At 61.8% G+C, this 19,896-nt stretch carries 18 protein-coding genes; 12 read left to right on the top strand and 6 right to left on the bottom strand.

Annotation, left to right across the window (positions count from 1 at the left end):
• Positions 1-12: 12 nt before the first annotated feature.
• The gene (locus F506_RS20495; protein ID WP_053200512.1) at positions 13-750 is read left to right on the top strand and encodes a CDP-diacylglycerol diphosphatase; all 738 of its coding nucleotides are present in this window, start codon (positions 13-15) and stop codon (positions 748-750) included.
• A gap of 6 nt (positions 751-756) precedes the next feature.
• On the opposite strand, the gene F506_RS20490 is transcribed toward F506_RS20495, so the two are convergent.
• The gene (locus F506_RS20490) at positions 757-1,821 is read right to left on the bottom strand and encodes a helix-turn-helix transcriptional regulator (RefSeq protein ID WP_083458126.1); all 1,065 of its coding nucleotides are present in this window, start codon (positions 1,819-1,821) and stop codon (positions 757-759) included.
• 352 nt (positions 1,822-2,173) lie between these two features.
• Between F506_RS20490 and pdxR the strand changes: the two genes are divergently transcribed.
• Positions 2,174-3,619: a MocR-like pyridoxine biosynthesis transcription factor PdxR gene (pdxR, locus tag F506_RS20485; protein WP_053200510.1), complete on the top strand. Its 1,446-nt coding sequence runs from the start codon at positions 2,174-2,176 to the stop codon at positions 3,617-3,619.
• A 128-nt stretch (positions 3,620-3,747) separates the two neighbouring features.
• On the opposite strand, the gene F506_RS20480 is transcribed toward pdxR, so the two are convergent.
• The 3 genes from F506_RS20480 to F506_RS23355 form a co-directional block, all read right to left on the bottom strand.
• Entirely contained in the window at positions 3,748-5,457 is a 1,710-nt protein-coding gene (locus tag F506_RS20480) for a thiamine pyrophosphate-binding protein (RefSeq protein WP_053200508.1), read from the bottom strand.
• Between the two features lie 178 nt (positions 5,458-5,635).
• Positions 5,636-6,529: a helix-turn-helix domain-containing protein gene (locus F506_RS20475; protein WP_053200506.1), complete on the bottom strand. Its 894-nt coding sequence runs from the start codon at positions 6,527-6,529 to the stop codon at positions 5,636-5,638.
• Between the two features lie 9 nt (positions 6,530-6,538).
• Entirely contained in the window at positions 6,539-6,907 is a 369-nt protein-coding gene (locus tag F506_RS23355) for a hypothetical protein (protein ID WP_144424134.1), read from the bottom strand.
• Positions 6,908-7,003: 96 nt separating this feature from the next.
• Between F506_RS23355 and F506_RS20470 the strand changes: the two genes are divergently transcribed.
• The 3 genes from F506_RS20470 (at position 7,004) to F506_RS20460 (ending at position 9,976) form a co-directional block, all read left to right on the top strand.
• The gene (locus F506_RS20470; protein ID WP_053200504.1) at positions 7,004-7,342 is read left to right on the top strand and encodes an NIPSNAP family protein; all 339 of its coding nucleotides are present in this window, start codon (positions 7,004-7,006) and stop codon (positions 7,340-7,342) included.
• 114 nt (positions 7,343-7,456) lie between these two features.
• Entirely contained in the window at positions 7,457-9,070 is a 1,614-nt protein-coding gene (locus F506_RS20465) for an L-lactate permease (protein WP_053200502.1), read from the top strand.
• A 90-nt stretch (positions 9,071-9,160) separates the two neighbouring features.
• Positions 9,161-9,976, top strand: a complete 816-nt coding sequence (locus F506_RS20460; RefSeq protein ID WP_053200499.1) for an SDR family NAD(P)-dependent oxidoreductase — start codon at positions 9,161-9,163, stop codon at positions 9,974-9,976.
• An 84-nt stretch (positions 9,977-10,060) separates the two neighbouring features.
• Here the strand turns inward: F506_RS20460 and F506_RS20455 are convergent, their stop codons facing one another.
• Complete coding sequence (locus F506_RS20455) at positions 10,061-10,978, bottom strand: LysR family transcriptional regulator (RefSeq protein WP_053200497.1); 918 nt, start codon at positions 10,976-10,978, stop codon at positions 10,061-10,063.
• Positions 10,979-11,240: 262 nt separating this feature from the next.
• Here F506_RS20455 and F506_RS20450 point away from each other — a divergent pair, with 262 nt between their 5' ends.
• The 7 genes from F506_RS20450 to F506_RS20420 all read left to right on the top strand — a co-directional run bounded on the left by F506_RS20450 (position 11,241) and on the right by F506_RS20420 (position 18,470).
• Positions 11,241-12,344 carry a porin gene (locus F506_RS20450; protein ID WP_083458123.1) on the top strand — a complete coding sequence of 368 codons (1,104 nt, stop codon included), beginning with the start codon at positions 11,241-11,243 and terminating at the stop codon, positions 12,342-12,344.
• Between the two features lie 58 nt (positions 12,345-12,402).
• Positions 12,403-13,449 carry an ABC transporter substrate-binding protein gene (locus F506_RS20445; protein WP_053200495.1) on the top strand — a complete coding sequence of 349 codons (1,047 nt, stop codon included), beginning with the start codon at positions 12,403-12,405 and terminating at the stop codon, positions 13,447-13,449.
• Between the two features lie 181 nt (positions 13,450-13,630).
• Positions 13,631-14,440, top strand: a complete 810-nt coding sequence (locus F506_RS20440) for an ABC transporter permease (protein ID WP_235471259.1) — start codon at positions 13,631-13,633, stop codon at positions 14,438-14,440.
• Positions 14,437-15,216: an ABC transporter permease gene (locus F506_RS20435; RefSeq protein ID WP_053200491.1), complete on the top strand. Its 780-nt coding sequence runs from the start codon at positions 14,437-14,439 to the stop codon at positions 15,214-15,216. The genes F506_RS20440 and F506_RS20435 overlap by 4 nt, the downstream gene beginning before the upstream one ends.
• A gap of 6 nt (positions 15,217-15,222) precedes the next feature.
• Positions 15,223-16,239, top strand: a complete 1,017-nt coding sequence (locus F506_RS20430) for an ABC transporter ATP-binding protein (RefSeq protein WP_053200489.1) — start codon at positions 15,223-15,225, stop codon at positions 16,237-16,239.
• Between the two features lie 37 nt (positions 16,240-16,276).
• Complete coding sequence (locus F506_RS20425; protein ID WP_053200487.1) at positions 16,277-17,242, top strand: nucleoside hydrolase; 966 nt, start codon at positions 16,277-16,279, stop codon at positions 17,240-17,242.
• Positions 17,243-17,396: 154 nt separating this feature from the next.
• The gene (locus F506_RS20420) at positions 17,397-18,470 is read left to right on the top strand and encodes an adenosine deaminase family protein (protein WP_407638192.1); all 1,074 of its coding nucleotides are present in this window, start codon (positions 17,397-17,399) and stop codon (positions 18,468-18,470) included.
• Between the two features lie 151 nt (positions 18,471-18,621).
• Here F506_RS20420 and F506_RS20415 read toward each other — a convergent pair whose 3' ends face one another.
• Positions 18,622-19,698, bottom strand: a complete 1,077-nt coding sequence (locus F506_RS20415) for a hypothetical protein (protein ID WP_053200485.1) — start codon at positions 19,696-19,698, stop codon at positions 18,622-18,624.
• Positions 19,699-19,896: the final 198 nt, after the last annotated feature.

The raw sequence follows: 19,896 nt of genomic DNA, 5'->3' as shown, positions 1-19,896 counted from the left end.
CCGACATCGATCATGCGCATCTTTCTCCCGCTACTCGCCCTGCTGTTCGCAACGGCCGCACCGGCATGCGCCGCCAATCCCGACGCGCTGTGGCAGATCGCGAGCGCGCAGTGCCTGCCAAATAGCATCAATGCCGGCGATCCGAAGCCATGCGCATTGGTCGATCGCGAACGGGGTTTCGTGATCCTCAAGGACATCGTCGGCGCGGCGCAGTACCTGCTGATCCCGACCATCCGCCTGGCCGGCATCGAAAGCCGCGAGTTGCTGAAAGACGATGCGCCCAATTACTGGCGTTATGCCTGGGAGCAGCGCGGTCGCGTCGGCGCTGCGCTGGGGCGGCCGCTGGAGCCATCGCAACTGGGCCTTGAAGTCAATTCGGCCGCCGCGCGCAGCCAGCTGCAACTGCATATCCACATCGACTGCATGCGGCGCGACGTGCCGGATCTGTTGCGCGCGCATCGGCGCGATCCCTTGGGGAAATGGATGCCGTTCATGATCGAAGGCCATCGTTACTGGGTCATGCGGCTGGAGGCGGACGCCTTGCAGAGCAAGGATCCGTTCAAGCTGGCGGCCCTGCGCAGCGCGCATGCCGCCAACGCGATGGGCGCGCAGTCATTGTTGCTGACGGGCGCGCGTTTCGACGATGGCGCCGAGGGTTTTTACCTGATCAACATGCCGGTCAATTTCGACCGCGCCGAGTTCGGCAGCGCCGAAGTCTTGCTCGATCACGGCTGCGCCATCGCCAGATGAGTTGCGTCAGGCCCGGCGCAGATCAAGCCCGAGTGCGCGAAAATCCAGCGGCGTCATGCCGTAGGCGCGGCGGAACGCACGCGTGAAGTCGGAGGCGCTGCTGAAGCCCAGGCCGTAGGCGATCTCCATGACCGCGGTCTGGCGCATGCCGACCAGTTCTTCGGCGGCTTCGCGCAGGCGGCAATTGCGAATGTAGGTGCCGAGGCCGCCTTCGCTTTCAAACATGCGATACAAGGTCGGGCGCGACAGATCGAAGGCGCGCAGCACGCTTTCCGGTGACAGATCCTTGTGATACAGCCGTGCCTGGACGTAGCGCTGGATCTGGCTGCGCATCGCCGACTGTGCGGCGGCGCGGGCGCTGCTGTCGAGGCGCTGCCGCTTGCCGAACGCAGCCAGCAGCAGATCGACGCAGGCGCGGATGGCTTCTTCCGCCGCCGGCGCCGGCATGCCGCGCAAGTCCCTGCTTAGCGCCATCAGGCGCGCCAGCAAAAGGCGCGTCAGCGGCGACGTGTAGGCCAGCACCTTGCCATGCAGCGAATCGGCGTCGGCGATTTTCGCTTCCACCGTGGCGCGCGGCAGGAAGAAGGCCAGGACGTGCGCATAAGTCGGACGCAGCATGCGCATCGGCTGGCCCATGTCCAGCACCAGGATGCCCGGCACGAATTGCATTGACTTGCGTTCGCGACGGGCCTCGGTCAGGGTTTCCATAACGCCTTCCACCGCCACGTGGAAGACGAAATCGCGCACGTTGTCGCGCGAGATCTTGGCCAGCGTGCGCGACTGCGCCAGCGGGTCGGTGCGGCAGTCCAGATAAATCATGTCCTTGAAGACATACGAATCCATTTCGCCGGCGAAGCTTTGCTGGCGCTGGGTGCGCGACACCGGCGTGTCGAGCAGGCCGCTGACGCGTTCGCTCCAGGCTTGCGCCTGCAGGGCAAGCGGTTGCTGTGCCACGCTGAAATAGTGATGGCTGAAGCCCGTGATGCCCGCAGTTTCAGCCGGCAGAAGCAATGGCATCTTGCCGCGAGCGGCAATCACCCGACTGGCCAGGCCTTGGTGTTCGTGCATCATGGATGTCGTCCGTCATGGGCGCAAGCGGGCGCGGCCTTCACCTTCAAGGAGGCGCGGTGGGCGTGAGCTGCTGCTGCGGGGGACGCTGGAATCATGGCCGGACGGTGAAGAGATCAGATCGGTGGCTGTAATGGAAGGCGATTGGTGCAATGCAGCTACTCTAAACAATCCTGTACATGCTGCAAAGAAAAATGATTGCCGTATCGTAGTTTATTGATCTTTTGCACTACCAGCGGCTTTATTTTTACCTGGAATTTCTCCATCAACGTCGCACTGCCGTGGCTTGTCGGTCTGCAGTATGCGACTATCTTGTCATCCCGCATTGTTTAAAAAATGTAAAAGCGACTGGTCCATGAAAACTGCTCCCGCCTCCTTGGAACTCAGCGTCGATCGCACGCTGCAACTGCCGATCTACCTGCAGATATGTCAACGCTTCAAGACTGCCATCGCCCAGGGCCATCTGCGCGCCGGCCAGCGGGTGCCGGCGGTGCGCGCACTGGCGACAGAGCTCAGCCTCGCACGCGGCACCGTCGAGACCGCGTACCGCATCCTGACCGACGAGGGCTATCTGCAAATGCGCGGTGCAGCCGGCACGGTGGTGTCGCCGGCCTTGCCGGCGCCCGCCGCCACGACCGACTCGCCGGGCCGCTTTGCGGTTGCCGCTGCCGGTGCGCTGGCGCCGACGCCGGGCGAGCACCATGGCCGCGAGCCGGAGCCGCTCAAGCTCGGCCTGCCTGCGCTCGACGCCTTCCCGCGCAAGGTCTGGAACCGCATCGCCGGCCATCGCCTGCGCACCGGCGAGCCGCTCACCATGGCCTACCCGGATCCGGCAGGCTATGGCCCGCTGCGCGAGCGCATCGCCACTTACCTCGGACTATCGCGCGGCGTGACCTGTCTGTCCGAGCAGGTGTTCGTCACGGCCGGCTATCGCGCCACGCTGGAACTGGTGCTGCGCAGCCTGGCCGCACTCGACGATGTGTTCTGGTTCGAGGATCCCGGTTATTTGCAGGCTCAGCTGTTCTTGCGCAATGCCGGCGCACGGCTGGCGCCGGTGCCGGTGGACCGGCATGGTCTGATGGTGGAAGAGGGCGTGCGGCGCGCGCCGGATGCGCGTTTTGCGCTGGTGACGCCGTCCCACCAGAGTCCGCTCGGCGTGACGCTGTCGCTGGAGCGCCGGCTGGCCCTGCTGGAGTGGGCCAGCAAGGCCGGCAGCTGGATCATCGAAGACGATTACGATAGCGAATACCGCTATCAGGGCCGCCCGCTGCCGGCGCTCAAGAGTCTCGACCAGGTGGATCGCGTGATTTACTGCGGTACCTTCAGCAAGGTCATGTTCCCCGGTTTGCGCCTGGCGTATGCGGTCGTCCCGCTCGGGGCGGTGCCACGCTTCCAGGCCGTCTGCGCCAGCCTCAACGCGGGCTGTCCTTACCTGTTCCAGGCCGGCCTCGCCGACTTCATTGTGCAGGGACATTTTTCGCGCCATCTCAAACGCATGCGCCTGCTGTACGCCGAACGCCGCGCCGTCTTCGTGCGCGCGCTGGAGCAGGTCTTCGGCAGCCGCCTGCAGATCGAACTGCAGCCCGGCGGGTTGTCCGTCGTCGCCAAACTGGCCGCGCACGAAGATGATGCCTTGCTGGCCGACCGCGCCCGCGCCGCAGGCTTCGGCATTCAGGCCCTGTCGCGCTGGTATCTCGACGCGCCGCAGCAGCGCGGCCTGTTGCTTGGCTTCGCCAACGTGGCGGATGCGGCCATGGCGAAGCGGCTGGCGTTGCGGCTGAAGAAGGCGATGGAAGGCTGAGGGAGGGTGACCGGTTGCTTGATTGCCTGGTAAGTCAGGTAACCGTGTGGAAGCGGTGATCAAGCGATTTTTCCGCACCACACTCCTTCACATCATTTCCGCAAGGAAAATATCATGGGCATCCCTTTTCAGGACTGGCTTTCCTTGCCGTCGGCGCGTTCCGCCAGCGCGGTTTTTCGCAATCCGGACAGGGTCGCGCGCGGCGTCAGCATTTCCTTGTCCAGGCGGATTTCGATCAGATAAGGCATCGACGTCGAGCTGGTTATGCCGAGTGCTTTCTCCAGCGCCGGCGCAAACTCCGCCGTCTTGTCGATGGCGCAGGCATCAAGCCCGAACGACTTTGCGTACGCTACGAAATCCGGATTATTGAGATCGGTCGCCATCACGCGACCGGGATAATTCTTTTCCTGATGCATGCGGATGGTGGCGTACATGCCATTGTTGAACACCAGGAAGACAATACCCAACCGGTGCGCCACAGCGGTCGTCAGTTCCTGTGAAGTCATCAGGAAGCAGCCGTCGCCGGCCAGGCAAATCACCTGGCGGGCGGGGAAGCACAGCTTGGCCGCGATCGCCGCAGGTACGCCGTAACCCATTGCGCCGCTGGTCGGTGCCAGTTGGCATTTCGGCTGAGAGAATTGATAGTAGCGATGCGCCCAGGCGGTGTAGTTGCCGGCGCCGTTGGTGAGGATGGCATCCTGGTTCAGGATGTCCTGCATCTGGCGGAACGCCAGCGCGGGGTCGAAGTCGGTGACGCGCAACGGCGGTTCGATGTACTCCAGGTAAGCGTCGCGCGCCTGCTTCTGCCAGCTGCGCCAGGCTTGTGCGTCGACCGCAGGCAATTGCGCCGTCATGCGCGCGAACGCATTCAGCGTCGACAGGATCTTGACGTCGGTCTGGTAGACGCGGCCAAGTTCTTCCGCCGCAGGCATCACATGCACCAGCTTCTGCTTGGGACGTGGCACATCGAGCAGCGTATAGCCACTGGTCACCATTTCACCCAGGCGCGAACCGACTGCGATGATCAGGTCCGATTCGGTGATTATTTTCGCCAACGCCGGATTGACACCGATGCCGACTTCACCGACGTAGTTTGGATGGCGATTGTCGAACAGATCCTGGCGGCGGAACGAGGCCGCCACCGGCAGGTTGTTCTGGGAGGCAAAACGTTCCATGTTCCGCACGCCATCCTGGTTCCAGTTGGAGCCGCCCAGGATCAGCATCGGCCGCCTGGCCTGCTGCAGCAGTTTCTGCATTTCTTGCAGCGCGTCAGGATCGGGATAGGCCTGCACCGGCTCCACCTTGCCGATCTCGCGCGGAAAGGTAGATTCGGTCAGCATGTCTTCCGGCAGCGCGATCACCACCGGACCGGGCCGGCCTGATATCGCCACGGAAAATGCCCGCGCCACGTACTCCCCGACGCGTGAAACGTCGTCGAGCTGGGTCACCCATTTGGTGAAGGGGCCGAACATGCGGCGGTAATCGATTTCCTGAAAAGCCTCGCGCTCGCACATGTCGAGTCCGACTTGGCCGACGAACAGGATCATTGGCGTCGAATCCTGGAACGCCGTATGCACGCCAATGCTGGCGTTGGTGGCGCCGGGACCGCGCGTGACGAAGCAGATGCCGGGTTTGCCGGTCAGCTTGCCGTAGGCTTCTGCCATGAATGAGGCCGATCCCTCATGGCGGCACGAGATCACCCGGATTTCTTGCTGATGGTCGTACAGTGCATTGAGGACATCCAGGTAGCTTTCGCCAGGAACGCAGAAAGTGGTATCGACATCTTGTGCCAGCAGCGCATCTACCAGCAACTGGCCGCCGGTTTTCAGTTTTGACATGCTCGTCTCTTGTATGCCGGTGCACCGGCTGTTGTGGTTGACAGGGGAAAGCAAGCGGTCGTGCAAGACCGCTTTTCAGCAGGACGAGAATACAAGCCGGCGATTGGCGGGTGATAGGACTAATCCGTGGATTTGCTGCACTTCTCGGAGAAAGTACCGGGTGCGGCAGGCGGAAAGATCAGGGCAGTGGCGCGGAGAATTTTTTCTTGAACTCACCTGGGGTCATCTGCACATTCTTCTTGAAGAAGCGGCAGAAGTAGGCGAAGTCGTCGAAGTTGAGGCGATATGAAATCTCCGCGATGCTGAGTTCGGATTGCGCCAGCAGCCGTTTTGCTTCCATCAGGATGCGATCGTGGATCAACTGCGTGGCGGTGCGTCCGGTGGTGGTTTTGACCGCTTCATTGAGCTTGCGGTCGGTGACGAACAGGCGCGCCGCATAGTCCTGCACCGAGCCGAACTCGAGGTAGTGCTGTTCGATCAGCAGCTTGAAGCGCTTGGTCAGGCTGTAGCTGCGCGGCAGCACCGATTCGGCGTCGTGCGGCTGGTGCAGGCGACGCAGCTTGGTCAACAGGATCTGCAGGAAGGAGCGCACGATGTCGTAACGCCAGCGCTGGTCGCCGGCATTCTCCTTTTCTATTTCCTTAAGCAGCGGGAACAGTTCGTCATGTTGCTGGGGCGTCAGGTATAGCACCGGATCGGCGTTGGCGATGTGGAAGAAGGGAAACTCCGCCAGTTCTTCGATGCGTGGAAAAATCTGCAGAAAGAATTCAGGACTGAAATTGATCGCATAGCCGCTGGCATCGATCTCCGACGTCCAACCATGAATCTGCCCCGGCGAGATGAAGAACACGGAATGCGGAACGATGCCGTAGTTGTCGAAGTCGAGCACGTGGTTACCCTGTGCGTTGCTCATCCACAGGATGTGATAGTAGCTGTGGCGATGTAGGAAAGGGCGCGGGATTTCGTTGCGGCCTTCCAGCTTGACTAGGTCGAACACGAATTCCGTATGGCCGCCGCTGAAATCGGAGACCTCGAAATTTGGCGTGTCGTCGGGAAAGCGGATGTCTTTCATGGGGTCGCTTCAGTGTTCGTCTTGCAATGTCTCCGCCGTGTTGTTGTGATTGATTTCGGTCGGCTTCCTGCACATCGTGTCGCCGTGATTTCCTCTCCGGAAATCTTCTCGCGCTCGTAGATGCACCGGCACAGGATATACAAGCGCACGTAAAAAGAAAAGCCGCGCAACTGCAGCTGCATCGCGTGCAAGCCTGCACGTTGCGGCGCGTTCCGGCTTTCGGTGGAAAAATCCAATAGAAAAGAAATTAAGTCCTACCGTGCGTTCGGACGGCTTGGTTAGCATCTGACCCACGCTGGTCAATGCCGATTCAATACGCGCATCGGAAACGTCTTCCGGATGTGCTTCATTGATTCCGCCCGGCGGTTCCATCTCCATACGAAGCTTTTTCCGACGCGACCTGAAAAACGGTCGCGGGGGCGCATTCGTCCCTGAAATCTTTACATCTTGTCTGCATCACTCGAAAGGAAGTTTATGTTGCTTGACGTCCGCACCTACACCGCGCGTCCCGGTACCTTGAAAAAACATCTAGCGCTGTACGAAGAACACGGCTTCGACATCCAGCGCAAGCATCTTGGCGAACCGCTGGCCTATCTGGTCGCCGAATCAGGGCGTCTGAATTGCTACACGCACATCTGGGTTTACCAGGACGCCGCCGACCGCAATGCACGTCGCGATCGTCTGCAAGCTGATCCGGCCTGGGCCGCTTATCTCGAGAAGAGCGCCAACGCCGCGTATCTGGTATCGCAGGAAAACCAGCTCATGACGCCGGCCAAATTTGCGCCGCTGCAATGGCCGCTCACGCAGAAATAAATTCAAGCGCATATCCATTTTTCGATCAGGCGAGGACCAGTACAACCATCAGTCAGCAATCCGCCAGCGCTTTGACGCTTACAAAAAAATAATCATCCATATTGGAGGAGAACCATGTTTCAACAAATTTACGATCCCGTCAACGGATCGCTGTTCGCGTCTGCGCTATGCGCGATGCTGCCGTTGCTGTCGATGTTCGTGATGCTCGGCTGGCTGAAGATTTCGCCGCATGTATCGGCTGCGATTTCGTTGTTGATCTGCGCCGTGGTGGCGGGCTTCATCTATGGCATGCCATGGGCGACAGTCGCCAATGTCGGTGTCTACGGCGCGGTGTTCAGCGTGCTGACCGTGTTGTGGATCATCGTCAACGCGATCTGGTTGTACAACCTGACGGTGCGCTCGGGCCACTTTGCGGTGTTGCGCGACAGCTTTGCGCTGATCAGCGACGATCCGCGCATCCAGGCGATCCTGATTGCATTTAGTTTCGGTGCGCTGATTGAAGCGCTGGCCGGCGCCGGCACGCCGGTGGCAATCGCCGGCGCGATGCTCGTGGCGATCGGCCTGCATCCTTTGAAGGCCGCCGTGATTGCACTGGTGGCCGATACTGCGCCCGTGGCGTTCGGCGCGCTGGCGGTACCGATCACAACGCTGGCGCAAGTGACCGGCCTGTCGTTCGAAGAGCTGGGGCATCACGTCGGACGCCAGACGCCGGTGGTCGCGGCTTTTGTGCCGCTGGCGCTGGTGTGGATCATGGACGGCAAGCGCGGTCTGCGCCAGACCTGGCCGGCGGCAGTGGTGGCGGGAGTTGCTTTCGGCGCGGCGCAATGGATCAGCGCAAGCCATTTCTCGGTGGTGCTGGCCGACGTGGTGGGCGCGCTGGCTTCGGCTGCCGGCGTGATGGTGCTGCTGAAATTCTGGAAGCCGACGAAGTTGCCCGCCGACGCGTTCCAGAACGACGTCACCAAGCAGGCCGAGCATATAGCTATCGGTCACTCGCGCAAGCAACTGATGCTGGCCTATGCGCCGTACCTGCTGATCATTGCGATCTTTACCGTGGTGCAGTTCGGCCTGGTGCAGAAGTGGCTGGGGGTAGGCACCTTCAAGTTCGCCTGGCCGGGTCTGGCTATCAGTACGCAGGAAGGCAAGTCCATCGGCACCATGTTCACGCTCAACAGCTTGTCGGCAGCCGGCTCGTTGCTGCTGCTGGCCGGCGTGATCAGTGCGATGATGCTGAAAGTATCGGCGCGTGCTGCGGTGGAAACCTACGGCAAGACGCTGGTGCAGATGCGCTGGGCGGTGCCGACGGTGCTGTGCGTGATGGCGCTGGCCTTCATCATGAATTATTCAGGCCAGACCGCGACCTTGGGGCGCTGGCTGGCGGGGACGGGATCGGCGTTTGCCTTCCTGTCGCCGGTGATCGGTTGGATCGGCGTGGCGGTGACCGGCTCGGACAATTCTGCCAACGCCCTGTTCGGCGCTTTGCAGGTGGCGGCGGCGCATGAGACCGGCTTGTCGCCGGCGCTGCTGGCGGCGGCCAATGCCTCCGGCGGCGTGCTCGGCAAGATGATTTCTCCGCAGAGCCTGGCGGTGGGTGCAGCGGCGGTCGGCATCATCGGGCAGGAAGGCCTGATCTTCCGCAAAGTGATCGGCTGGAGTCTATTCTTCCTGCTGATGATGGCGACGCTGGTGTATCTGCAATCGACGCCGGTGCTGTCGTGGATGCTGTAAGCGCGGGGAATGTCTTCCTGCAGCAATGATGATTTTTATAACGAAGCTGCCGCGCGTAAGTGCGCTGCGGCTTCATCGAAGGAGCAAGCAATGCAGGACTACAAGAAACTGTTCGACCTGAGCGGCAAGACCGCCGTGGTGATCGGCGCCGCCTCAGGTATCGGCAAGGCATCCGCCGAGGCCATCGGCAGCCTCGGCGCGCAGGTGATCTGCGCCGATGCCGACCTGGCCGGCGCAGAGGCCACGGCGCAGGAAATCTCGGCCCTCGGGTTGGCGTCGGCAACCGCGATGAAAATCGACGCCGCCGACGGCAAGGACATTGAGGTGCTGGCGCAGCATGCACTACAACTGCTCGGCAAGATCGACATCGCCGTCAGCACGCCGGCGCTCAACATTCGCAAGCTGATCATTGACTACACCGAAGAAGAATACGACCGCGTGATGAATCTGAACATGAAGGGCGCCTTCAATTTCTTCCGCAGCTTTGGGCGGCCGATGATGAAGCAGGGTTTTGGCAGCATCATTGCATGCTCGTCAATGCGCGCCGTAACGATCGAGCCGGGACTGGGCGTGTATGCCGCGTCCAAGGCCGGCATCGCACAACTGGTGAAAGCCTTTGCTGCCGAGATGGGACCCTACGGCGTGCGCGTCAACGCCATCACGCCGAGCATCATCGAGACCAAGTTGACCGCGCCGCTCAAGGAGCGCGCGGACATCTTCAAGACCTACGCCGGCCACACCGTGCTCAATCGCTGGGGGCAACCGTCGGAAGTCGGTTCGGCTGCCGCCTTCCTGGCGTCGGACGCGGCCAGCTATATTTCTGGAAGTTCGCTGCTGGTGGATGGCGGCTGGACCGCGATCGATGGTCCGCCGACCGGGCTGACGTCCACGCGGCCATCGGAATAGGAACGCTGCCGATCAGGAAAAACGCCACGATCCACGTGGCTTTTTTATGGGGAATGGGTGGCGTTGCAAGCCCATCCCACGATGTCAGAACCAGTGATTGGCCTGTTTCAGGTCATTGCGCAATTCTCGGAAGCAGTGATCGGTCCATTCGCTGCGGCTGACTTCATTGCGCCGCATCAGCACGATCTTGCGCTTGAGCGTGGGGAAGCGCAGCGGGGCGACATGCAAGGTGTCGTCGCGCAGGTAGCTGGTGTACAGACTCGGCATGATGCCAACGGCGATGCCGGAGCGCACCACACCGTACAGCGATTCGCTGTGCACCATCTGATAGCGGCGCGATGCCGCCAGGCCATGCTGCAGCAGCGCGGCAGAAGCGAATTCCCACACGCTGCCCTGCGCGAACATCACGATTTCCTCGCCGGCCATCTGGCGCCAATGGACTTCTTTCGAGTCCGACAGTGGGTGGTTTTTCGACACGATCAGCACCAGTTCATCCTCAAACAGCGTCACCGTATCGAGAGACATGGAATCGGGCGGCTTGATGCCGACGCAGAAATCCAGCTTGCCCGTATGCAAGGATGACAACAGTGCATCGTTGGGCATATCCGACAACAGGATCTCGACGTGCTCGTCGTGCGCTTCGTTGTAGCGCGCGATGACCGCGGCGGTCAGCGTCACCGCCGACGGAATAGCGCCGATGCGCACGCGGTGGCGGCCGGTGCCGATGGCGTGGCGGATGTCGTCGAAGGTATTGGTGGCGGTATTGAGCAGGTGCTTGGCGTATTCCAGCACCACCGCGCCTTGCGCCGTCAGCGCAATCTGATGCGTGGTGCGGTCGAACAGCTTGGTGCCGAGCTGGTTTTCCAGCTGTTTGATCGAGGCGCTCAGCGCCGGCTGGGTCACCGAGAGCTGCTCCGCCGCCTTGCTGAAACTGTTGGTGCCGGCGAGCGTGGCGAAGGCCTGCAGGTGGCGCAGCGTGACCTTGTTGGTGAGCTTGATCATGGCGATGGGGCGCGGTTGCGGCGTGGTCGGTTGGCGGTCGGCATATCGTTTACGGATTAATTCGGTACCGATTCCGCATGGTTATAAGTTTAATTTATTAAATTATAAATATAAACAAATTATATTATTGTTTGACATCGCCTATTCTCCACTTCGGCAAACAGAATTCAAACGAAATCGATATCCGGTGTTCACGGGATCGATGTCCGACTTTACTTTGGCCTGAGGGCCTTTTTCCCGGGGGATGGTGATGAAACAATGGATGATCGGCGCAGTCGCAGTGCCAGCAATGCTGGCCGGGGCTCAGGTGCATGCACAAAGCAAACTGGAAATTTACGGACTGATTTCGGGCGGCGTCGGCTATCTCACCAACCAGGGCGGTCCGCATAATCTGGAAGCGCTGAGCGGCACCAACCAGAATCCGCGCATCGGTTTCCGCGGCCAGGAAGATCTGGGCGGCGGCTCCAAGGCCATCTTCAATTTGGAGAACGGCTTCAACGTGATGACCGGCGCAGCGGCGCAAAACGGCCGCCTGTTCGGCCGCCTGTCGTATGTCGGCCTGAGCAATACCGACTTCGGCACGCTGACGCTGGGACGCCAGTATGAAGCCGTCAAGGACTACCTCGGCCCGGTCGTGATCGCCAGCAACGGCGTGCACATCGGCGACAATGACAACGGCTACAACAACCTGCGCGCGCAGAATTCGGTCAAGTACATCAGCCCGACATTCAGCAACTTCAACGTCACCGCACTCTACGGTTTCGGCGAAGCGGCGGGCGACGCCAGCATCAACCGCGTCATGAGCATCGGCTCGGGTTACAAGAGCGAGCGCTTCAAGTGGGCCGTCGCCTACACCCAGATGGACACGCCGAACAGCAGCAAGAGCCCGGACGGTGCGATGAGCAACGACTACGCCAGCTCGCTGCTCATCTTCAACAAGAGCGCGGTCAACAGCACCATCGGCGTGCGCAAGCAGCGCATCGCGGGCACCGGCGGTTTCTACACGGTTGGCAACACCGATTTTGGCGTGATGTACAGCAACGTCAAGTACGACTACCTGGACAACACCAAGCTGACGCTGCAAAACCTGGACCTGAATCTGGTGAATCACTTCACGCAGGCTTTGAACCTGGGAGCATCCTATTTCTACACCGTCGGCAAGTACGACACCATCAACACCAATCCGAAGTGGCATCAGTTCAACTTCCAGGCCGACTACTTCCTGTCCAAGCGCACCGACGTCGCGATCACCTACAGCTACCAGATCGCTGCGGGCGACGCCAAGAACGCAACGATCTTCGGCTTCCCCTCGTCCAGCGACAAGCACCAGGGTGTCCTGATGATCGGCATGCGCCACGTGTTTTAAGATCGCGGGAAGCGCTTCGGCCTAAAATGGGCATCGCATCCATGTTGAAAGGAATCTCATTTTGAAAAAAGCATCACTGGCGGGTCTGGGTCTGAGCCTCGTTACGGGTTTGCTCAGCCTGACCGCCGCGTCTGCCCATGCCGAGAAGCGTACCCTGGTCCTGTCGGCCTATCCGATTGCCCAGCCGCTGTTTGCCAAATACGTCTATACGCCGTTCAAGGAAAAATGCGGCTGTGAAATCGTGGTTGAAACCGGCAACAACGCCGACCGCATCGCCAAGCTCGATGCGCGTCGCGACAATCCCGTGGTCGACCTGGTGCTGCTGTCGGACTTCGGCATGCTGGAAGCCGCGCGCAAGGGCCTGATCCAGCCGCTGGACTATGGCCGGCTGAAGAACTACGGGCAGATCTACAATTTCGCCAGGAATCCGATCGGCGGCAACTTCGCCGTTGGCTACACCATCTATTCGGTCGGCCTGGTGTATCGCACCGACAAGATCAAATCGCTGGCGTCGTGGAAAGACCTCTGGCGTGCTGACATGAAAGGCCATCTCTCCCTGCCTGATGTCAGCACGACCCAGGGGCCCCTGGCGCTGCAGATGGCGGATATCGCCTGGAACGGCAAGGGTGACGATTTCGCTACCGGCATGCAAAAGATTCTCGACATCAGGAACAACGTCGTGACCTTCTCCAAGAACAGCGCGCAGTTGTCGTCGCTGTTCGCCCAGGACGAAATCTGGGCGGCGCCGGTGGCGCGCTTCACCTGGGCGCAGCTGGCCAAGACCGGCTTGCCGCTGAAGTGGAGCATCCCCACCGAAGGCCAGGCCGCCGGGATGAACGTGATGGGCATCGTCAACAAGTCCAGGAATGCAGACCTGGCTTATCAGCTCATCGACTTCTGGCTCTCGAAGGAAGTACAGACCGCGCTGGCGATGGACCTGGTGGATTCGCCGGTCAACACGCAAGTCGTCCTGCCGAAGGACAAGGCCGAGTTCAACACTTACGGCGCCGATCACATCGCTTCGCTGAAATTCGTCAAACCGGAAACCCTGCTCAAGCATCGCTCGTCGTGGATGGAGCAGTGGAACAAGGGCATCAGCAAGTAGCAGGCCGCGGGCGGGGCCAAACATCCTGCCGATGCAGGAGCCGCCCGGTGCTCGCGCAGCGCCGGGCTTGTGCATTTGCAACGACGGATACAACAGAAGCAACAGAAACAACAGAAACAGCAGCAGAGGGAAGAGGGAGTCCAGGCCGATGTCGGTGCATCATAAAAAATGGAACGGCGTCATGCTCGTCATGCCGGCGTTGATCTTCACGGTGGTGTGTTTCCTGCTGCCGGTGCTGGCCCTGCTGCTGGAAGCCTTCCGCGTCGACGCGCCGGCGGCGCATTGGGGTCTGGGACGCTTTGCCGATTTCTTCGCCGAGCCGCTCAATCGCCAGGTGTTCCTGCGTACGCTGCGCATCGCCGCGCTGGTGACGCTGGTGTCGGCGCTGCTGTCCTATCCGGCCGCCCAGGCCATCGTGCGTGTCGCGCCTCGCTATCGCGGCATGGTGCTGGGCATGATGATCCTGCCGCTGATGGTGTCGCCGATTGCGCGCACCTACGCCTGGATCGTGCTGTTCGGCCGCAACGGCGCCATCAACTCCGTCCTGCTCTCGCTGGGCCTGGCCGATGAGCCGCAACGCCTGCTGTTCAGCGAGATGGCGGTGTTCGTCGGCCTGCTGCAATTGCTGCTGCCGCTGATGCTCATGTCGCTGGTGAGTTCGATGGAAAACCTCTCGCGCGACATCACGCTGGCAGCCTCCACGCTCGGCGCCAACGCCTGGCAGGTCTTCACGCGCGTGACCCTGCCGCTGACGCAGGAAGGACTGATCGTCGGCGGCACGCTGGTGTTCACCGGCTGCGTCACCGCCTACGTCACGCCGGCCTTGCTGGGCGGACCCAAGGTGCTGATGCTGGAAACGCTGCTGTACCAGAAGGTCAGCGTGGAAAGCGACTTCGGCACCGCCAATGTCATCGCGGTGATCCTGGTGCTCATGACGCTGGCCGTCAACGCCGGATTGAAACGCATCTCTTCCAGCCGGAGCACAGTATGAAAGAAGGTTTGTTTTCGCGCGCCATGCTGTGGCTGGTGTTCCTGTTCTTGCTGGGGCCGTTCGTCATCGTGTTCCTGGCCGGCTTCAGCGCCGGCGACACGCTGGCGTTCCCACCGGCTTCGTATTCGCTGCGCTGGATCGGCGAAGTGCTGGTCGCAGACGAGTTCCAGCGCGCCTTCTGCACAAGCCTGGAAATCGGCCTGCTCGCCACCGTCATCGCGCTGCTGCTCGGCGTGCCGGTGGCCTACGCCATGTCGCGCATGCCGCCGCCCGGCATGGGGGCGATCAAGCAGGTCCTGACCTCGCCGCTGATCATTCCCGCCATGCTGGTGGGACTGGGCCTGTTGCGCCACTTCGTGCTGGTGGCCGATGCGCCGGTGTTCCTCGGCCTGCTGGTCGGCCACATCGGTCTGCTTACGCCGTATGCCGTGCGCGTGGTCTATGCCAGCCTGGTCAACCTGCGCGTTGACATCGAGGAAGCCGCCGTCACCTTGGGCGCATCGCGCCTGCAGACCTTCTTCCTGATCGTGCTGCCGAACATCCGCAGCGCCGTGATCGCCGCATTCTTCCTGGCGTTCGTGACCTCGTTCAACCAGGTGCCGGTCTCGCTGTTCCTGACCGGTCCGGGCATCAGCACCTTGCCGATCGAAATGCTGGGCCATATGGAAAACAGTTTCGATCCTTCCATCGCGGCGTTGTCGACGCTGCTGGTTCTGTTCACCATGGCCTTCGTGCTGGTGACGGAAAAGGTGCTGGGCATTTCAAAATACATGTGAGACACGATGAGCTATCTTGAACTACATCAACTGGCGCTCGGCTACGGCAAGAACAAGACCGCCGTCGAACACCTGGACCTGGCGGTGGAGCAGGGTGAACTGATCTCGCTGCTCGGTCCCAGTGGCTGCGGCAAGACCACCACCATGCGCGCCATCGCCGGCCTGATCGACCTGCGTGCCGGCAGCATCATGCTGGACGGCCGCGACATCGGCCGCCTGCCGCCCAACAAGCGCAACATCGGCATGGTGTTCCAGTCGTACGCGCTGTTCCCGCATCTGAACGTATTCGATAACGTCGCCTTCGGCCTGCGTCTGCGCAAGGTCGACGCGGTCACGCTGCGCAGCAAGGTCGAACGCGTCATCGCCGCAGTCGGCCTGAGCGGCTTCGAAACACGGCTGCCGGCGCAGATGTCGGGCGGACAGCAACAGCGCGTGGCGCTGGCGCGGGCCATCGTGATCGAGCCGAAGTTGCTGCTGCTGGATGAACCTCTCTCCAACCTCGACGCCAAACTGCGCGTGCAGATGCGCGCCGAGTTGTGCCGCATCCAGCGCGAACTGGGCATCACTATGCTGTACGTGACGCACGACCAGGAAGAAGCGCTGGCCTTGTCGGATCGCATCGTCGTCATGAACGGCGGCAAGATCGAGCAACTGGACATTCCTGAAAATCTCTTCAACGCGCCGCGCACGCGTTTCGTCGCCAACTTCATGGGTTTTGAAAACCTGTTCGACTATCGCGAAGGCTTCCTCCACGGGGAAGGCGGCAAGCTGCCGTTCGCCGTGGCGCCGCCGGCCGGCACCGTGTGCGCCGGCTGGCGGCCGGAGCGCGTGACGGTCGGGACCGGTCCATACAATGGCACGGTGCTGTCGCGCGGCTTCCTCGGAGATGCGGTGGAATATCTGCTGCAGACACCCGTCGGTCCGGTCAAGGGCATGGCCGCCGCGGCCACGGCGCGCTGGCGCGAAGGCGACAGCGTCGACTTCGCGTTGCCTGCCGGCCAGGCTCTGTTGTTGCAGGCCTGAGGGCATTTCATAAAAATAACAGGCAGGAAAAAACATCATGCAAAAAATATGGCTCGATACCGATCCCGGATTTGACGACTGGCTCGCCATGCTGCTGCTGTCGGCCAACCTCGACGTCGAATGGCTGGGCGTCTCGGTGGTGGCCGGCAATGCACCGCTGTCGGTGACCTACGACAACGCCCTGCGCATCCGCAAGCACTATCACCTGGAAGTGCCGGTCTATGCCGGCTGCGAAGCGCCGCTCAGCGGCGCCGTCGAGACCGCCCAGTGCATCCTCGGCGACGACGGCATGGCCACCACTGGAGAACCTTTGCCGACAGTGGATATCGGCCAGGTCGAACGCGAACTGGAACAGCAGCAAAAGCGCAGCCCGCTGCCGCACGCCGTGGATGCACTGATCGAAGCGGTGCGCCGGCATCCCGGCCAGCTCACGCTGATGTGCATTGCGCCGCTGACCAATATCGCCACCGCTTTGCAGCGCGCCCCCGACATCGCTCCGCAGATCAGGGAGATCATCCTCATGGGCGGTTCGGCCGACCAGGGTAATCACACCGCTGCGGCGGAGTTCAACATCTACGCCGATCCCGAAGCCGCCGATATCGTCTTCAACGCCGGCGTGCCGTTGCGCATGTTCGGGCTCAACCTGTGCCGCCAGTTGCTGGTGACCGCGACCGAAGTGCAGCAAGTACGCGCACTCGGCACCCTGCGGGCCAAATGGCTGGCAGGCTATTTCGAAGCTTACCTGCGCATCCGCAGTCCCGACGGCTCGGTGCCGATGCCGATGTACGACCCGGCAGTCGCGATCTATCTGCGCCGTCCGGAGCTGTTCAGCTTCAAGCCTGCCCGCGTGGACATCGAACTGCAGGGCAAGCTGACGCGCGGCATGACGGTGTGCGAATTCCGTGTTCCGCGCCGCGCCGCAGCCAATGTCGAGGTCGCCATGACGGTCGACGGCGAGCGCGCCATGGCCTGCATGATGCAGGAGTTGCTTGGCGCCCTGTAGTCGTCGGTCGCTTTGTTGATCGCCTTGCCGATCACTTTTTCCGCAGTGCCGCCACGGAGATGGCGACAACCGCTTTTGCATATGGATATGGATGTGCGCTTTATGAGAACAATGGATGCTTCCGCCGTCGTTGCCGCCGCTACGGAGCATGGCCATGCTTGACGCGGAAATCGACACGGCCGGTCCCCTGAACCTGGAGCAGTTCGTGCGCGCCCTGCCCAAGATGGAGCTGCATTGCCATCTGTTTGGCACGGTGCGTCGCCAGACGTTCATCGACCTGTCCGTCAAGGCCGGCAACCGCATCTCGCACGACGAGATCGAGACCTTCTATACGCGCGGCGAAAAGCCGGTCGGCGTGCTGCGCGTGTTGCGCGCACTCGACGCCCACCTGATCCAGGGACCGTCCGACCTGCATCGCATCACCTACGAATATCTGGAAGATGTGCATCGCCACGGTGTGCGCTACACCGAGTTCTTCTGGAACCCGACCGGCACCGTGCGCGTTTCCGGCATCAGCTACGCCTCGGCGCAGGCCGCCATCGTGCTGGCGATTCGCGACGCGCAGCGCGACTTCGGCGTGATCGGCCGGCTGATTCCCAGCATCGACCGGGAAGCCAGCCCCGACGAAGCGGTGGCGATGGTCGAATGGATGTGCGCGCATCGCCAGCCGGAAGTGATCGGCATCGGCATGGATTATCGCGAGAACGACCGGCCGCCGGAACTGTTCTGGAAAGCCTATCGCGACGCGCGCGCCGCCGGCTTCCGCACTACCGCGCATGCCGGCGAGTTCGGCATGCCGTGGATGAACGTGGAAAGCGCGATCGATCTGCTCAAGGTCGATCGCATCGATCACGGCTATACGGTGGTCGACAATCCGGCCTTCCTGCAGAAATGCAAAGAGCGCGGCATGATCTTCACGGTGGTGCCGACCAATTCCTACTATCTGCGTACGCTGGAACCGGCGCGCTGGGCGCTGGACCACCCGATCCGCGCGATGGTGCGCGCCGGCCTGCGCGTGCATCCGAATACCGACGACCCGACGCTGCATCTGGTGACCCCGACGCGCGCCTGGCTGATGATGATGGAATTCGGTTTCGGCATCGACGACATGCACGGCTTCATGCTCAACGGCCTGGACGCCGCCTGGATCGACGACGACCAGCGTCGCCAATGGCGGCAGGAATGGAGCGCTGCGTTCGAATCCCTGCGCGGCCGGCTCGCGATGTAATTGCCCCACAAAAAAGCCGCGCCCTGTGAGGGGCGCGGCTGGTTTTCAAGCCTCGGCGGCAGCTGAATCAATGCATCAGCAGCACGATGAGGATGATGATGGGAATCGGGACCCCCAACAACCAAAGCAGTATGGCTCCCATGCTGATCTCCTAGCTCAAAGTAACGGATTCGTGAGTGGTGCGGGCGATGTCGCGATTGCCGTCGACGGTGGGTTCCACCGCCGTGTACACCACGCGATCCTTGCGGTCGCGCAGACGGCCGCCGAAGGTTGCCGCCAGGCTGGCGATGAATGCACCGCACAGCAACGCCACGAACATCCACAGCGAACCGTAAGCCGCTGCCTTGCGCGCCGTGTCGGCAGCTTCCTTGGCCTTGGTGGCGGCGTCATCGACGGCCTTCTTGTAGGCGGCGTAGCTGTCGTCGACGCGTTTTTCCGCCTCGGCCTGGCTGATGCCGCTACGTTTTGCGATCACTTGCGCCACGTAGGTCTTGTCGCCGGCAGGCAAGGCGCCGGTGCGCAGGGCATTGGCGAAGATGCGCATCACCTCGTTGCGCTGTGCAGGCGCCAGCGGCGGGCTATCGGCGGCGACGGCCAGGGGTGCGGCAGGAGCAGGTGCAGGAGCAGCATCGGCGGAAGCCGGTGCGCCGGTCTGCGTGCCGGTTGCCGGAGCACGGAACAGCGAGTCGATGAAGTAGCCGGAGACGTTATCGGCGCCTGCAACGGCATTGCCGTCCGGGGCCGCAGCAGCGCCGCCGGCAGCCGCCGTGGCGCCCGTGGCAACTACTGCCGCTCCGGCCGAGCCGGCCACCTTGGCGCCGCTCGATATCACGCTGCCGATGGCCGTGCTGAGCAGCGCCGCCGTCGCCAGCGATGCCACCGCCCACGCCAGGAAGCCGTGCGCGGTGTCGCGGAAATACACTTCATCGGTATGCACGCTGGCCCACTTCACGCGCAGGCGCCCGGCCATGTAGCCACCGATGGCCGATGCGGCGATCTGGGTGAAAGTGATCCACGCGATGGTGGTCCAGCCTATGGTCTGCGCGCTGAGACCGCTGCCGGACCAGGGCGAAACCGATGAAAATCCCAGGCCGAAGCCGAGGATCACCAGGATGAAGGACAACGCCGCCGCGGCAAACGCGCCCGCGAGGATGGCTCCCCACGAGACGCCGGACGCGGCGCTGTCGTCCCCATTGACTGCATGTGCATGCAGGTTGCTATTGATCATGTCGATCTCCTCTAGAGTGTTCTTGTCACGACAGCAAATGTACCCATAGCGCTTACCGCCAACCATAGGACGATCACGTCACCTTTCGTAGGATTTGCGGCAGGCAGGAAGGTGGCCGACGCGACAAGCGGGCATCCGCTGACAGCGCCCGTGCCGCGTCCCGATTACAGTGGAAGCTTTCCATCATCCTTTTTGCAG

Origin of the sequence: Herbaspirillum hiltneri N3 (assembly GCF_001267925.1) — a bacterium.
Taxonomy (GTDB): Bacteria; Pseudomonadota; Gammaproteobacteria; order Burkholderiales; family Burkholderiaceae_D; genus Herbaspirillum; species Herbaspirillum hiltneri.
Note: the sequence above shows the minus strand (reverse complement) of the source record. Positions and strands in the feature narration are given on the sequence as shown.

What these genes read in the sequence shown, in the direction of transcription:
- F506_RS20425 (WP_053200487.1), top strand. Translation starts at nt 16,277, where the DNA reads ATGCAAAAAATATGGCTCGATACCGATCCCGGATTTGACGACTGGCTC.
- F506_RS20480 (WP_053200508.1), bottom strand. Translation starts at nt 5,457, where the DNA reads ATGTCAAAACTGAAAACCGGCGGCCAGTTGCTGGTAGATGCGCTGCTG.
- F506_RS20490 (WP_083458126.1), bottom strand. Translation starts at nt 1,821, where the DNA reads ATGATGCACGAACACCAAGGCCTGGCCAGTCGGGTGATTGCCGCTCGC.
- F506_RS20450 (WP_083458123.1), top strand. Translation starts at nt 11,241, where the DNA reads ATGATCGGCGCAGTCGCAGTGCCAGCAATGCTGGCCGGGGCTCAGGTG.
- F506_RS20415 (WP_053200485.1), bottom strand. Translation starts at nt 19,698, where the DNA reads ATGATCAATAGCAACCTGCATGCACATGCAGTCAATGGGGACGACAGC.
- F506_RS20455 (WP_053200497.1), bottom strand. Translation starts at nt 10,978, where the DNA reads ATGATCAAGCTCACCAACAAGGTCACGCTGCGCCACCTGCAGGCCTTC.
- F506_RS23355 (WP_144424134.1), bottom strand. Translation starts at nt 6,907, where the DNA reads ATGGAGATGGAACCGCCGGGCGGAATCAATGAAGCACATCCGGAAGAC.
- F506_RS20420 (WP_407638192.1), top strand. Translation starts at nt 17,397, where the DNA reads ATGCTTGACGCGGAAATCGACACGGCCGGTCCCCTGAACCTGGAGCAG.
- F506_RS20495 (WP_053200512.1), top strand. Translation starts at nt 13, where the DNA reads ATGCGCATCTTTCTCCCGCTACTCGCCCTGCTGTTCGCAACGGCCGCA.
- F506_RS20435 (WP_053200491.1), top strand. Translation starts at nt 14,437, where the DNA reads ATGAAAGAAGGTTTGTTTTCGCGCGCCATGCTGTGGCTGGTGTTCCTG.
- F506_RS20465 (WP_053200502.1), top strand. Translation starts at nt 7,457, where the DNA reads ATGTTTCAACAAATTTACGATCCCGTCAACGGATCGCTGTTCGCGTCT.
- F506_RS20430 (WP_053200489.1), top strand. Translation starts at nt 15,223, where the DNA reads ATGAGCTATCTTGAACTACATCAACTGGCGCTCGGCTACGGCAAGAAC.
- F506_RS20470 (WP_053200504.1), top strand. Translation starts at nt 7,004, where the DNA reads ATGTTGCTTGACGTCCGCACCTACACCGCGCGTCCCGGTACCTTGAAA.
- F506_RS20475 (WP_053200506.1), bottom strand. Translation starts at nt 6,529, where the DNA reads ATGAAAGACATCCGCTTTCCCGACGACACGCCAAATTTCGAGGTCTCC.
- F506_RS20460 (WP_053200499.1), top strand. Translation starts at nt 9,161, where the DNA reads ATGCAGGACTACAAGAAACTGTTCGACCTGAGCGGCAAGACCGCCGTG.
- pdxR (WP_053200510.1), top strand. Translation starts at nt 2,174, where the DNA reads ATGAAAACTGCTCCCGCCTCCTTGGAACTCAGCGTCGATCGCACGCTG.
- F506_RS20440 (WP_235471259.1), top strand. Translation starts at nt 13,631, where the DNA reads ATGCTCGTCATGCCGGCGTTGATCTTCACGGTGGTGTGTTTCCTGCTG.